13 protein-coding genes are annotated in these 14,568 nt (G+C 58.1%); 11 read left to right on the plus strand and 2 right to left on the minus strand.

Annotated features, from left to right (window positions below):
- Positions 1 to 14: 14 nt before the first annotated feature.
- The gene (gene coxB / locus ACRZ94_RS09315; protein WP_480652563.1) at positions 15 to 926 is read right to left on the minus strand and encodes a cytochrome c oxidase subunit II; all 912 of its coding nucleotides are present in this window, start codon (positions 924 to 926) and stop codon (positions 15 to 17) included.
- A gap of 176 nt (positions 927 to 1,102) precedes the next feature.
- On the opposite strand from coxB, the gene tldD reads away from it, so the two are divergent.
- The 5 genes from tldD (at position 1,103) to ACRZ94_RS09340 (ending at position 8,077) form a co-directional block, all read left to right on the plus strand.
- The gene (gene tldD / locus ACRZ94_RS09320; protein WP_480652565.1) at positions 1,103 to 2,524 is read left to right on the plus strand and encodes a metalloprotease TldD; all 1,422 of its coding nucleotides are present in this window, start codon (positions 1,103 to 1,105) and stop codon (positions 2,522 to 2,524) included.
- A gap of 228 nt (positions 2,525 to 2,752) precedes the next feature.
- A complete protein-coding gene (dprA, locus tag ACRZ94_RS09325; RefSeq protein ID WP_480652567.1) occupies positions 2,753 to 3,880 on the plus strand; it encodes a DNA-processing protein DprA in 1,128 nt (375 codons plus the stop codon).
- Between the two features lie 149 nt (positions 3,881 to 4,029).
- Positions 4,030 to 6,654 (plus strand): type I DNA topoisomerase, encoded by a 2,625-nt coding sequence (gene topA, locus ACRZ94_RS09330; RefSeq protein WP_480652569.1) that lies wholly within the window; start codon positions 4,030 to 4,032, stop codon positions 6,652 to 6,654.
- Between the two features lie 92 nt (positions 6,655 to 6,746).
- Positions 6,747 to 7,451 (plus strand): CoA transferase subunit A, encoded by a 705-nt coding sequence (locus ACRZ94_RS09335; RefSeq protein WP_480797186.1) that lies wholly within the window; start codon positions 6,747 to 6,749, stop codon positions 7,449 to 7,451.
- The gene (locus tag ACRZ94_RS09340; protein WP_480797187.1) at positions 7,451 to 8,077 is read left to right on the plus strand and encodes a 3-oxoacid CoA-transferase subunit B; all 627 of its coding nucleotides are present in this window, start codon (positions 7,451 to 7,453) and stop codon (positions 8,075 to 8,077) included. Before ACRZ94_RS09335 ends, ACRZ94_RS09340 begins: the two co-directional genes overlap by 1 nt.
- 52 nt (positions 8,078 to 8,129) lie before the next feature.
- Here the strand turns inward: ACRZ94_RS09340 and ACRZ94_RS09345 are convergent, their stop codons facing one another.
- Positions 8,130 to 8,996 carry a lytic transglycosylase domain-containing protein gene (locus tag ACRZ94_RS09345; RefSeq protein ID WP_480797188.1) on the minus strand — a complete coding sequence of 289 codons (867 nt, stop codon included), beginning with the start codon at positions 8,994 to 8,996 and terminating at the stop codon, positions 8,130 to 8,132.
- A 353-nt stretch (positions 8,997 to 9,349) separates the two neighbouring features.
- Here ACRZ94_RS09345 and ACRZ94_RS09350 point away from each other — a divergent pair, with 353 nt between their 5' ends.
- From ACRZ94_RS09350 to ACRZ94_RS09375, 6 genes are all read left to right on the plus strand, one after another.
- Positions 9,350 to 9,559, plus strand: coding sequence for a Flp family type IVb pilin (locus ACRZ94_RS09350; protein WP_480652577.1), 210 nt, complete (start codon positions 9,350 to 9,352; stop codon positions 9,557 to 9,559).
- 94 nt (positions 9,560 to 9,653) lie between these two features.
- Positions 9,654 to 9,857, plus strand: coding sequence for a hypothetical protein (locus ACRZ94_RS09355; RefSeq protein WP_480652579.1), 204 nt, complete (start codon positions 9,654 to 9,656; stop codon positions 9,855 to 9,857).
- A gap of 161 nt (positions 9,858 to 10,018) precedes the next feature.
- The gene (cpaB, locus tag ACRZ94_RS09360) at positions 10,019 to 10,894 is read left to right on the plus strand and encodes a Flp pilus assembly protein CpaB (protein WP_480797189.1); all 876 of its coding nucleotides are present in this window, start codon (positions 10,019 to 10,021) and stop codon (positions 10,892 to 10,894) included.
- A 191-nt stretch (positions 10,895 to 11,085) separates the two neighbouring features.
- Positions 11,086 to 12,492, plus strand: coding sequence for a type II and III secretion system protein family protein (locus tag ACRZ94_RS09365; protein WP_480652583.1), 1,407 nt, complete (start codon positions 11,086 to 11,088; stop codon positions 12,490 to 12,492).
- Positions 12,493 to 12,508: 16 nt separating this feature from the next.
- Positions 12,509 to 13,135: an OmpA family protein gene (locus ACRZ94_RS09370; RefSeq protein ID WP_480797190.1), complete on the plus strand. Its 627-nt coding sequence runs from the start codon at positions 12,509 to 12,511 to the stop codon at positions 13,133 to 13,135.
- Between the two features lie 198 nt (positions 13,136 to 13,333).
- Positions 13,334 to 14,563 carry a CpaE/TadZ family protein gene (locus tag ACRZ94_RS09375; protein ID WP_480652587.1) on the plus strand — a complete coding sequence of 410 codons (1,230 nt, stop codon included), beginning with the start codon at positions 13,334 to 13,336 and terminating at the stop codon, positions 14,561 to 14,563.
- The last annotated feature ends 5 nt before the right edge of the window (positions 14,564 to 14,568 follow it).

A 14,568-nucleotide genomic window follows, 5' to 3' on the forward strand; every position in this document is an offset into this window, starting at 1 on the left:
AGACCGAAACCGGCTTAGTTCGAGGCAACCTGATACGGCACAGGTTGACCGGCATACTCTTCCAGAGCGCCTTGCAGCCATTCGTCATAGGCTTCTTGGCTGACCACTTTGACGGTGATCGGCATGTAGGCATGGTCTTTGCCGCACAGCTCGGAACACTGGCCGAAATAGATACCTTCTTTGTCAGCCTGGAACCACAGCTCGGCCAGACGACCCGGAACACCGTCCTGCTTCACCCCGAATGAGGGGATCGTCCAGGAATGGATCACGTCCGATGCAGTGACCTGCATCACGATGACCTTGCCGACCGGCACAACAACGGCGGTATCGGTGGCCAGCAGCCATTCATCATCGCTGTAGCCCGCGTCCGCCAGCTTTGCCCGCATCGCGTCATCCAGCACGAACGGGGTCACGTCGGCATCCGCAGGGCGCGCGCCTTCGTCCAGCGTCGCCGGGTGACCCAGCAGGTAGCTGTCAAACGCGAAGTCGTGATCGACATATTCGTAGGTCCAGTACCACTGGTTTCCGACAACCTTGATGACAACGTCACCTTCCGGAATTTCCTGCTGTTTGAACAGAACCGGCAGCGAGAAAGCCCCGATGAACACCAGAATCAGGATTGGGCCCAGGGTCCAGGCGATCTCGACCGGGGTGTAGTGCGAAAAACGTGCCGGTGTGGGGTTGGCGCGCTGGTTGTAGCGCACAATGCAGTAAATCAGCAGACCCGCAACGAAAATACAGATTGCGGTGATGATCACCAGAATCATTCCGTCCAGTCGATGAATCCCGGTGGCCAGATCGGTGGCTGCGGGCTGAAAACCCATGCCGCCATCAACCGGTTTGCCAATGATCTCAAGTTCTTGAGCCATGGCGGGAAGGCTGGAGAGGGCTGTCATAAAGCCCGAAAGCATCAAAGCATTCTTCATGTTCTGTCCTGATCGTTTGATCTTTGCGTCCCTGGCGAAAAGGTGTGAATCGGTCGCACCTATCCCGTTGTCTTTGGCAGCGTTAAAAACCATATTCCGGAGGGTAGATAAAGCAAAATGCTTGCGTCAAACAGACGCTGTTTTTGATCTGGATCAAACTCGAAAGGTCCCAACTGATGCCCAACGACCCGTTTCGCCCGTTTGAAAGCGCCCTTCCCCGTGATGAGGCGCTTGCGGTTCTGCAGTCCGCCACTGCTGGTGCCGAGGACGGCGAACTGTTCGTCGAGCGCCGGAAATCCGAAGCGCTGGTCTTTGATGACGGGCGTTTGAAGACCGCATCCTACGACGCCTCCGAAGGATTCGGCCTGCGCGCAGTACAGGGCGAAGTGGCTGGCTATGCGCATTCCACGGATGTCTCGATCGGGGCGCTCAAGCGGGCGGCTGAAACCGCGCGGCTGGCGGTGGGCGATGGTGGCGGCACACTGGCCGAGGCACCACGCGCCACCAACACCCGCCTGTATACGGACGAAGATCCAATCGAATCTGCGGATTTCCCTGTCAAAATCGAAACGCTGCGCGAGATCGACGCCTTCGCCCGTGATCTGGACCCGCGCGTTGTGCAGGTCAGCGCAACAATCACAGCCGCAGTGCAAGAGGTCGAAATCCTGCGCCCCGACGGTGTCCATGTCCGCGATGTGCGGCCGATGACCCGTCTGAATATCTCGGTCATCGTCGAGCAGAATGGCCGCCGCGAAAGCGGCTCGGCAGGCGGTGGCGGACGCGTCGGTCTGGACGGGTTGATCGACCCCACCGATTGGCAGGACAAAGCGCGTGAGGCTCTGAGGATCGCTCTGGTCAATCTGGACGCCATCCCTGCCCCTGCGGGTGTGATGGAGGTCGCGCTTGGCCCCGGTTGGCCCGGTATCCTGCTGCACGAAGCTATTGGGCATGGGCTGGAAGGCGATTTCAACCGCAAGGGAAGCTCGGCCTTTGCCGGGCTGATGGGGCAGCAGATCGCCTCGAAAGGGGTGACCGTGGTGGATGACGGGACGATTGCAGACCGGCGCGGCTCGATCTCTGTCGATGACGAAGGCACGCCCAGTTCGCGCACCGTTCTGATCGAAGATGGCATCCTGACCGGCTATATGCAGGACCGCCAGAATGCGCGCCTGATGGGTGTTGCGCCCACCGGTAATGGGCGGCGTCAGAGCTATGCGCATAAACCCATGCCGCGGATGACCAACACCGTGATGCTGGGTGGCGATGCCGACCCGGCCGCGCTGGTTGCGGATATCAAGGATGGCATCTGGGCCGTGGGATTTGGCGGCGGTCAGGTCGACATCACCAACGGCAAATTCGTGTTTTCCTGCACCGAGGCGTATCGGGTCGAAAACGGCAAGATCGGTGCACCGGTCAAGGGCGCAACGCTGATCGGTGACGGGCCATCGGCGCTCAAACGTATCCGGGGTCTGGGAAATGACATGGCGCTTGATCCGGGCATGGGCACGTGTGGCAAAGACGGCCAATGGGTGCCTGTCGGTGTCGGCCAGCCAACGGTTCTGATGGACGGGCTAACGGTTGGCGGATCGGCGGCCTGACACAGAATCGGGTGCGATTAGGGTTAACCCAGCACCGCCATCCAGCGCGCATTGCACAACGCCCGGTTGAGGTGAGCCCTCAGCCGGGCGTTTTATTCTTTATTGTTTTCAGCCGCCTAAACGGATCTTCAGCTCATTTCAGGAAAATTATCCGAATAATTTGACGGGATTTACACGCTGTTAACCCCTGCAGCCGTAAACCAGTTCTGCAATCAGGCGGAGCGACGGATGACCGAAGAGCAGCATTCTTCCTATCACCCCACACTCCCACCCACCACGGAAGAGGATCGGTTTTCCTGGCTTCGTCTGTTGCGCTCTCGCAAGGTTGGTCCGGCGACATTTCGTCGGCTGATGCGGGAACATGGCTCAGCGCAGAACGCGCTGGCCGCGCTGCCTGAAATGGCACGCGCCGCCGGAATAAAAGGGTATGAAGTTTGCCCGCCCGGCGTGATTGAGGCGGAACTCAAGGCCGCAAAAGCCGCCAATGCGCGGCTTTTGTGCCTTGGGTCCGCTGAGTTTCCCGTGGCTTTGAATGATCTAAACGACGCGCCGCCTATGGTATGGGCCGTGGGCGATGTGTCGATCCTGCAAAAACCGTCCATCGCCATGGTCGGCGCGCGCAATTGTTCATCGCTCGGCGCGCGGATGGCGCGCGGATTGGCAAGCGATCTTGGGCAGCACGGCTACGTCATCGTTTCGGGGCTTGCCCGCGGCATCGACACCGCGGCGCATATGGCCGCACTGGAAACCGGGACGGTGGCGGTCATGGCCGGAGGGGTTGATGTCATTTACCCCGCCGAAAACACCGATCTGGCCCATGATATCGCCAAATCCGGCTTGCGCTTGTCGGAACAGCCGATGGGCGTCACCCCTCAGGCCCGGCATTTTCCGCGCCGCAACAGGATTATTTCGGGTTTGGCGCAGGCGGTGGTGGTGGTCGAAGCCGCTGCCAAATCCGGCAGCCTGATCACCGCGCGCGACGCGCTGGATCAGGGGCGAGAGGTTCTGGCCGTTCCCGGCCACCCGTTCGACGCCCGTGCCGCCGGGTGCAACCTGCTGATCCGCGACGGGGCGACCCTGATCCGCTCTGCCGACGATGTGATCGAAGCCCTGCCAAAGCGGCAAGCCGAAATGTTCACGCCGATCGAGCCGGAAACCCCGCCGGAACCCGTGCGCCCCTCTGGCTCGCTGCACCAGCAGATCCTGTCCTGCCTCGGACCTTCTCCTATCGCCGAAGACCAGCTGATCCGCGACGTCGCCGCCTCAGCCGGTGAGATCGGCCCGGCACTGGTCGATCTGGAGTTGGACGGCCGCATTCAACGCCAGCCGGGCGGGCTGCTGTCCTTGTCGGCCTGATCCGCACGCTACAGATTCCACCCCCTAGCGCTCTGAAATCGCCATGATTTTAGGGTTTGTAAAGGAACGCATTGACAATTCCCTCTTGCCCTACACATTTTGCACCATCATAGAAGGCGCCCAATTCGTCGAGCGAGGTTTCCCCTTAAATGCCTGTAGTTGTTGTAGAATCCCCTGCCAAGGCCAAGACAATCAATAAATACCTTGGCCCTGACTACACGGTTTTGGCGTCTTACGGCCACGTGAGGGACCTGCCTCCCAAGGACGGATCGGTCGATACCGAACACGAATTCGAGATGAAGTGGGAGGTTGGCAACGACAGCCGCAAGCATGTCAAAGCCATCGCCGACGCGCTCAAAGAAGACAACGCCCTGATCCTCGCCACCGACCCCGATCGTGAGGGCGAAGCGATCAGCTGGCACCTGCAAGAGGCGCTGACCAAACGCCGCTCGATCAAAAAGGATACGCCGGTCAGCCGCGTCACCTTCAACGCCATCACCAAGGACGCCGTGACCGAGGCGATGCAGAACCCGCGTCAAGTCGATATGCCTTTGGTTGAGGCTTATCTGGCCCGCCGTGCGCTGGACTATCTGGTGGGCTTCAACCTTTCGCCGGTCCTGTGGCGCAAGCTGCCCGGCGCGAAATCAGCCGGTCGCGTGCAATCGGTCTGCCTGCGCCTGATCGTTGAACGCGAGATGGAGATCGAGGCGTTCAAACCGGTTGAATACTGGTCGGTCAAAGCGCTGTTCGAAACTCCACGCGGCCAGACTTATGAGGCGCGTCTGGTCACCTTGGCCGGGAACAAGCTGGACAAGCATGACCTGAAAAACGCCACACAAGCCGAACTGGCCGTTCAGGCGATCACCAGCCGCGCGCTGAGCGTCACCTCGGTCGAGGCCAAACCCGCGGCGCGCAACCCGTCGGCCCCGTTCATGACGTCGACCTTGCAGCAAGAGGCCAGCCGCAAGTTCGGCATGGGCGCGCGCCACGCGATGCAGGTGGCCCAGCGGCTGTACGAGGCGGGCTACATCACTTACATGCGAACCGACGGCATCGATATGGCGCCCGAGGCCGTCGCTGCCGCGCGCGATGCGATTGCCGACCGGTACGGCGCGGAATATGTGCCCGACAGCCCGCGTATCTATAAGAACAAGGCCAAAAACGCGCAAGAAGCCCACGAGTGTATCCGCCCCACGGATATGGCCCGCGATGCCAGCGACCTGAAGGTTACGGATGAGGATCAGCGCAAGCTTTACGACCTGATCTGGAAGCGCACCATCGCCTGTCAGATGGCCGCCGCACGGCTGGAACGCACCACGGTCGAGATCGGCAGCGACGATGGTCAGGTTGGCCTGCGCGCCACCGGTCAGGTGGTGATGTTCGACGGGTTCATGCGCGTTTATGAGGAAGGCCGCGATGACGTGGCCGATGACGACGACAAACGCCTGCCGCAGATCATGCAAGGCGATCCGGCGCGGTTCGCCAAGACCTCTCTGAAGGATCAATTCACCAAGGCCACCAGCGACGACAAACAGGCGGTGCTGTCCGAGAATGAGGCCGTGCTGGCCTTGCAACACCACACCCAGCCGCCCCCGCGCTATACCGAGGCCACGCTGGTCAAACGGATGGAAGAGCTGGGGATCGGGCGCCCGTCCACCTATGCCTCGATCGTGACCACGATTCAGGACCGCGAATATGTGCGCAAGGACAAGAACCGGCTGATCCCCGAAGAAAAAGGCCGGATCGTCACGATCTTTTTGCTGAATTTCTTCCGGCAATATGTCGGCTATGAGTTCACCGCCAATCTGGAAGGCGAGTTGGACGATGTCAGCGCCGGTGAGCGTGACTACAAAGACCTGCTGGGCAAGTTCTGGCGCGATTTCTCAGCCGCGATTGGCGAGACCTCGGAACTGCGCATTTCCGAGGTGCTGGACAAGCTGGATGAGGCGCTTGCGCCTCAGTTGTACCCCCCGCGTGAGGATGGGTCCGACCCCCGCGTCTGCCCGAAATGCGGTGTGGGTCAGTTGCACCTGAAAACCTCGCGCACAGGCGGGTTTGTTGGCTGTGGCAACTATCCCGAATGCACCTATACCCGCCCCATCGCGGGCGAAGGTGCCGAGGGTGATGAGCGTCTGCTGGGCGAGGATGCGGGTGATGAGATCTGGTTGAAATCCGGCCGGTTTGGTCCCTATGTTCAGCGCGGCGAGCCGACGCCCGAGAACAAGAAGCCGCCCCGCGCGTCCCTGCCCCGTGGATGGAGCAAAGATGACATGGATCTGGACAAGGCGCTGACGCTGTTGTCGCTGCCCCGCCAGATCGGCGAACACCCCGAGGGCGGCATGATCAGCTCGAACTTTGGGCGGTTCGGGCCGTATATCATGCACCAGCTGCCCGAAGAGGCGAAACCCGTTTATGTCAACGTCAAAGACCCCAATGACGTCTTTGAAATCGGCATGAACCGCGCGGTTGAGATGCTGGCCGAAAAACGCGCCAATCCGGGGCGTGGGCGGCGGGCGGCGGCCAAGCCGCTCAAGGAACTGGGTGACCACCCCGACGGGGGCGCGATGCAGGTTCTGGACGGGCGCTATGGGCCTTATGTGAAATGGGAAAAGGTCAATGCGACCATCCCCAAAGACATCAAGCCCGAGGACGTGACGCAGGAAATGGCCATCGAGCTGGTCAACGAACGCGCCGCCAAGAAAGGCACCAAAAAGAAAGCCGCCCCCAAGAAAAAAGCGGCGGCCAAGAAAACAACCAAGAAGGCGGCCTCTTAGGTAGAAATACCACCACCCCGTTGGATTCGTTGACTTCCCCGTGACGTGGCGGCACAACCTGCCCATCACCATGTCATTGGGGGAGTTTTTTCATGAAAAAAGTCTATGCAAATGCGGCCGAGGCGCTGGATGGGCTGCTGCATGACGACATGTTCATCGCGGCAGGTGGATTTGGCCTCTGCGGTATACCGGAACTGCTGCTTGAGGCCATCAAGGATGCGGGCACGCAGAACCTGACCTTTGCGTCGAACAACGCGGGCGTCGACGATTTCGGCATCGGCATCCTGCTGCAGACCAAGCAGGTCAAGAAAATGATCAGCTCTTACGTAGGTGAGAACGCTGAATTCATGCGTCAGTATCTGGCCGGAGAGCTTGAGCTGGAGTTCAACCCACAAGGCACCCTGGCCGAGCGGATGCGCGCCGGTGGCGCCGGTATCCCCGGTTTCTATACCAAAACCGGCGTGGGCACCGTGATCGCCGAAGGCAAGGAACACAAGGACTTCAACGGCGAGACCTATATCATGGAGGAAGGCATCTTTGCCGACCTCGCCATCGTCAAGGCATGGAAGGCCGACGACACCGGCAATCTGGTGTTCCGCAAGACCGCCCGGAATTTCAACGTACCCGCCGCAACCTGCGGCAAGGTTTGCGTGGCCGAGGTTGAGGAAATCGTGCCCCGTGGTTCGCTGGACCCCGACGCGATCCACCTGCCCGGCATCTATGTGCACCGCATCATTCAGGGCAGCCACGAAAAGCGCATCGAACAGCGCACCACTCGTAAGAAGGAGGACGCATAATGCCTTGGGACCGCAATCAGATGGCCGCACGCGCGGCTGAGGAACTGGAAGACGGCATGTATGTGAACCTCGGCATCGGGATTCCGACGCTGGTGGCGAACTATGTGGGTGAAAAGGACATCACGCTGCAGTCCGAGAACGGCATGCTGGGCATGGGCCCCTTCCCGTTCGAAGGTGAGGAAGATCCAGACCTGATCAACGCAGGCAAGCAGACAATCACCGAGCTGTCCCGCACCGCCTATTTCGACAGCGCCACGTCCTTTGGTATGATCCGGGGCGGCAAGATCGCCGCCGCCGTGCTGGGCGCGATGGAGGTCGATGAAGAAGGCGATCTGGCCAACTGGATGATCCCCGGTGTGCTGGTCAAAGGCATGGGCGGCGCGATGGATCTGGTGGCCGGTGTGGGCCGTGTGATCGTTGTGATGGATCACACCAACAAGCACGGCAAATCCAAGCTGCTGAAGAAGTGCACCCTGCCTCTGACAGGCAAAAAGGTGGTCAACCGCGTGATCACCAACCTGGGTGTTCTTGATGTGGTTGAGGGCGGGCTCAAGATCGTCGAGATCGCCGCAGGCGTCACCGAAGATGAGATTCGCGCCGCGACGGAGGCCAATATCGTCAACTGAGCGCCTCTCAGGCTTTCAAAGGAAAAGGCCCGCCAGTTTCGGCGGGCCTTTTTCAATTGAGCGTCTGAAACACGCACCCGTCTGAAATCAACTCTGGCGGGGTTGAACAAAGCGCTTTGGCAATCTGAAAGGCGGCCAGAACTTTGGGCACATAGTCCCGCGTTTCCGCAAATGGGGGAACGCCACCATGTTTGCGCACCGACCCTTCGCCCGCGTTATACCCGGCCAGAACAATGATCGGGTCATTGCCGAATTCCTCCATCAGCCAGTTCAGGTATTTCACGCCACCGGAAATGTTCTGCGACGGATGAAAGCTGTCCTTTACGCCAAATCTACGGGCCGTGGCGGGCATCAACTGCATCAACCCCTGCGCCCCGGCTGAACTGACGGCGTCAACCCGGCCTGCCGATTCAACTGAAATGACCGCAAGAACAAGCGCGGGCGAAACTTCGGTGCCGACCGTCGAGCGCAGAATTTCGACCCCCTGTTTCTCGGCGATATTCTGCAGTGTCTGCAGACGTGGGGACGCCACATTAGTCGCCGCCAGGGCGTTGATGGCTTCGGGCAGACGCCCGGTGCTGGAATCGGCCAACGCGGGTGAGATTTTGTCCCAAAATGCTTTGTAGGAACCGACCGGTTTGCCCTTGGGGGTCGCCCCCGGAACACTGGGGGGGACAACCTTTGTGCGGGTGATGATCTCAGGCACTTCGATTTCTGCGCCAGTGCTTGGTGCAAAGGGCGCTGCTGCATGTTCCTCGGGCGAGATCTGCACGAGAGGTCTGGACCGAACGCCGGGCTTCGCCGCTTTTACACGTTTATATACACCGCGCGGTTCGACCTCGGTCGCTACGGCGGAGATCGGCACCGACATCATCGACGCCATAACGCCGACGCATGTGATTGCGAACCGGAGTTTCATTTTGCCTGCCTCGTGTTTTCGTCTTTTCAACAAGTTGAACCTCGAATCCCTTTGAAATGCCAGAAAAACACGTCGAATTGGGGCAATTTCGCCTCATTTGGCGTAATTTTGCACCGAGATCACAAGGCACCGCTGGGCAATGCAAGTTTTTATTTATTATTTTTCAGCATGTTAGCCGAAAAACTACCAAAAAGTTAAACTCTGGAGGAAAAAAATGCTGTTTGGCCCAATTCCTGCCATGCCTGACATGCAAACATAATGCCACACCGAGACGGTCGGGAGCGGACTGAGAGAGAAAGCTCTGTTAGACACCGAGGTTTGATTACTTTTTGATCCTTTAGGAGGGACGTACCATGATCAAGTTCATCAAGAACTTCCGCAAAGACGAAGACGGCGCCGTAACAGTTGACTGGGTTGTTCTGACCGCAGCCATCGTTGGCCTGGCCGCAGTTGCCTACACCCAGATCGGTAACGGCACCAAAGATATCGCTGACAACGTCGGCGCTGCTCTGACCTCCACTGCTGGTACTGCTGTCAGCAGCGTTCAGATCAACCCGCAGTAAATTTTACTGCTTGATCTGAAAATTATTTGGTGGGGCCTGGCTAATTTTGGCCGGGCCCCTCTTTTTATGCAACCACTTGCAAGCTGGCGGCTCCATGACACACATCTTCAAAGCGTTCCTGCAAAACGAAGACGGCGCTGTAACCGTCGACTGGGTTGTTCTGACAGCTGCTATTGTCGGGATTGCTGCAAGCATTTTCGTCTTCTTCGGCCAACCAGTAAAAGACTTCGACGCCAAAAACGGAGCTGCGATTCGCAGCATCGACGTGGCGGAGCAGATCACAATAACTTTCGACTAACCCGTCGCCGACTGATACATTTCCCAGCGTGCTGAAAAAGCGCCAGACGGAAAAAAACGGACATTGTCCCCCTTTTCGACACAATCTCCCTCTAATATCAGTCAATCATCGCGGTAACTCTATAGCGATCAAACAGAAACCAATAATATGAGGGGACGCGAATGCGTTTGGTATTTGGACTTGTCCTGATTCTCGGGGTAGCTTTGGCCGGGGGCGCCGTATACTTGGCGCGCGACTATATCGCACAGCACCAGGCCCAACTCGCCGCGGAACGTCAGGCCACACAGGATGCACTGGCAAACGTTAAATCGGTTCCAACTGTCGGAGTCATCGTGTCGAATCGCCCCATGAAATACGGTGAACGCATCATCGCCGAGGATGTTCGAATCGTGAACTGGCCCGAAGATGCAATCCCAGAAGGCACCTTCACCGACATGGCAGCATTGTTCCCCGAAGATGCCATTGGGGATCGTTATGTGCTGCGGACAATGGAAAAAGATGAAGCCCTGATGGAGGTGAAAGTCACCAATCCTGGGGAGGCCGCCGGCCTGACATCGCGTATCGCGGAAGGCAAACGCGCCTTTGCTATCAGCGTTGACGTTTCCTCTGGTGTGTCTGGATTTTTGCGTCCGGGCGACAATGTGGACGTATACTGGACAGGTTCGATTCGGGGCGACTTTGAGGGCGCTGGCGGCGAAATTACCCGTCTGATTCAGACGAACATCGAAATCATTGCCGTCGATCAGACCGCAGGCTCTGACCTGGCAGGAGCAACAATCGCACGCACCGTAACGGTAGCAGCAACTCCAGAAGAGATTGCAGCGCTGGCACAGGCGCAAAACACCGGACGGCTGTCGCTCGCTCTGGTCGGAGTGTTGGACAACACAGTTGCAAGCGCTGTCGAAGTAGACCAACGGAAACTGTTGGGACTCAAGGAAATTGCACCTGAACCAGTCCAAGCTGAAGAGCGTAAATGCTATACCAACATCCGTCGCGGAGCGGAAACCGTTCAAACGGAAATCCCCTGCACAAACTGACGTTAAATCAGAACGTTACAGTATCAAGCCGCGCCAATTGCGCGGCTTGTTTTTTTGGGGTTGTTGCGGATTGTCCACATAAGGAAAATTCCAGAAACCATTGATTATTGCAATAAATTCGTAATTCGCGCAGTGTTAGTGAGCATAGGGCATTAGACCTAAAACGAGGCGTGATCGGAGAGGCAGGTCACATGAAAATAACATCTTGGATTAGCGCAACCCTTCTGGGGTTGGCGCTTACAGTTGGTCCGGTCGGCCATACGGCTTGGGCTGAAACTTTGCGCGTGGTGAAAAACGGGACGGCCGAAACGCTGGACGTTCCCATGAACCGCGCAATTGTCGTTGAAAGCGAAGAACCCTTCGCCGAACTCAGCATTGCAAATGCGGGCATCGCGGATATTTCGTCGCTGTCGGATCGGACGATTTATGTATTGGGTAAGGCTCCGGGCCTGACCACGCTGACACTGTTTGATGCAACCGGTAGTTTGCTGGCAAACGTCCGCGTTCGCGTGTCCCCGGATGTGTCTGAATTCAAAGAGCGTCTGCGGCAGATTCTGCCGGGTGAGCCCATTGAAGTGCGCACAGCCAATGACGGCATCGTGCTTTCCGGTACGATTTCCAGCAGCGCAAAGATGGCGCGGGCACTTGAGCTGGCCGAACGGTATGCACCAGAACGCGTGTCTAACCTGATGTCGGTTGGCGGTGTTCAGCAGGTGATGCTGAAAGTGCGCTTTGCGGAAATGAACCGCTCGGTCGCGAAAAGTCTGACCGCGTCGCTCGGCTTTGGCGGCAGCGATGTAACCGGCGGTATCAATACGTTGAACAATGCCGGTGCTTTGGCCAACGCATTGAACAACAACATCCCGCTCCAGCAGACAAACACAGGTGCCATTCTTTTTGGCTTCGGCGCTGGGTCGACACAGGTTCGTCTGTTGCTTGAAGCTCTTGAATCCAAAGGACTTGCCCGCAGCCTGGCAGAGCCCAACCTATCTGCCCTTTCGGGGCAAGAGGCTGAGTTCCTAGCCGGTGGTCAGGTGCCGATTCCGGTTCCTGCAGATGACGGCAACATTGCCATCGAGTACCGTGCCTTTGGTGTTCAGGTTCTGTTTACACCCCGGGTGGTCGATGGAGATCTGATCAACCTCGAACTGGGTACATCGGTATCGAGCATTGATCCGAATTCCAGCTTCACAATTGCCGGCAACAACGTACCGACTTTCATCAGCCGCGATACAAAAACCACGGTTGAGTTGAGAGATGGCGAAAGCTTTGCGATTGCAGGTTTGATTCAGGACAACTTCACGGACCTGAACAGCCAGCTTCCCTGGATCGGTGATGTTCCAATTTTGGGTGCCCTGTTCCGCAGCGCGGAATACCAGCGTGATCAAAGCGAACTGGTGATCATCGTCACTGCGCATCTGGTCTCGCCGACACGCGGCGAAGCGCTGGCGCTGCCGACGGATCGGGTGAAACCACCCAGCGAATTCGATCTGTTCGTGAACGGTAAAACCGCTCGTACAACGCGTCCGGGTTCCGGCGCAGCCTCGGAAGTAGCCAAACAGGACTTTGGCAACTCTTACGGCTACGTTCTGGATTGATAGGAGGATAGGACCAATGCAGAAGTGGACATTACTTACACTGGGTCTTTCGGTTGCTGTCACCGCGTGTACACGTGAGGCCGGGTACGAGCTCGACCAGGGGGCTTTCGGGAATGCGACCCTGAACAACACCCAGGTGTTGAACGGCGAACTGACCTACGCCCAGATCCTGAGCCAGCGATTCGCGGCCGAAGTTCCGACGCAAATCAACTTTGCCTTCGACAGCGCTCAGCTGGATGAAACGGCACAGCGGGTTCTGTTGCGTCAAGCGGACTGGATCAAACAGTTCCCAGAGGCGCGGTTCCGTGTATTCGGCCATACCGACGCTGTTGGATCGACTGCCTATAACAGGGCACTGGGTCAGCGCCGCGCCAATGCGGCCGTCGCCTTCCTGACACGGCAGGGCATCTCGCGCTCGCGGCTTGAGGCCGTCGTGTCCTTTGGCAAATCGCAGCCTTTGATCGACACGCCGAACCGGGATCGTCGCAACCGCCGCACGGTGACTGAGGTTTCGGGCTTTGTTGATCGCGCGCCGCAATTGCTGGATGGCAAATACGCCGAGGTGATCTATCGCGAATATGTAGAAAGCGGTGAGCGCGACAGCTACATTGAGCGTGAAGATTCTTCCTCAGGTGAACAATAATCCCTAGGAAATGGGCGGCATCGTCGCCCATTTCCCTACAATTGGTTCTTTTGCGCCTAAATCTTGCCTAAGTTCCAAGCCAGTTTTTCAACAATTAGGTGTCTTGCGGCCGATCGTGGTCGCACCGGGGCAAAAGCGAACCAGTCAAAGCCATCAGGCTTACTGCGTTTGCCTGCACCTGCGATGAGGATTGTGTCTATGACGAGCGGATCGCCACGAAACGATGAAAATGCCATCCAGGCCTGTACCATCAGCCGCGATGTCCAGAATTTCGATCTGTTGATCGAGGACATGGAGGCCGCACTTGGCGAGCGATGGGGTGATCTGGGATTTGCCGAGGCTCTGGCGTTCTTCAGCCAGCCTGATGCCGAATCACTGGAATTCGTTGCTCTTGCGATTGACGGCGAAGACGAAGACAACCTGTCGCTGATGGGTGAGATCATCACCCGCGCCAAGGAAAAGCGGATCAAAGTTGTTCTGATCGCCGAGGATGTCACACCAGCTGCGCTGCACCAGCTATTGCGCAAAGGGGCGGATGAATTTGTCCCCTACCCTCTGCCCGAAGGTGAATTGCAGGAAGCTATCGCCCGGATGAACCAGCCCGATCCGGTGGCCGTTCAACAAGCTGCGCCGCTGACACAGGGCGAATCCAAGGAGGCTGCTCTTTTTGTCGTACACGGGCTGGCTGGCGGCGTAGGTTCGACCACAATGGCCGTGAACCTCGCCTGGGAACTGGCCACGGTATCCGACAAAGAGGCGCCGTCAGTGTGCCTGTTGGATCTGGACCTTCAATTCGGCACGGTTTCCACTTATTTGGACCTGCCGCGCCGCGAGACTGTGTTTGAGATGTTGTCCGACACCGCCTCGATGGACGAGGAAGTCTTCGCCACGGCGTTGCAGAGCTATGAAGACAAATTGCAGGTTCTGACCGCGCCCTCCGATATGGTGCCGCTGGACCTGATCACCCCTGAAGATATTGAGCGCGTGATCGACACGGCCCGCAGGCATTTCGATTATGTGGTTGTCGACATGCCGTCGACCCTTGTGCATTGGTCCGAGACCGTTTTGCAGGCCGCTCATGTCTATTTCGCGATGATCGAGCTAGATATGCGCTCGGCCCAGAATGCGCTGCGCCTGAAACGCGCGCTGCAGGCAGAGGAACTGCCGTTCAACAAGCTGCGGTTTGCCTTGAACCGCGCCCCCAAATTTACCGACCTGAATGGCAAAGGCCGGGTCAAACGTATGGGCGAGAGCCTGGGAATTTCGATTGATTTACAACTGCCCGATGGTGGCAAGCCGGTCATGCAGAGCGGCGACCACGGGCAACCATTGGCAAATGCGGCCGCTAAAAACCCGCTGCGTCGTGAAATCGCAAAACTTGCGAAATCTCTGCACAGCCTGGGCAGCAGCGACGCCGAAGCCGCGTAAAGAGT

It is taken from the genome of Ruegeria sp. CH10 (assembly GCF_056537125.1).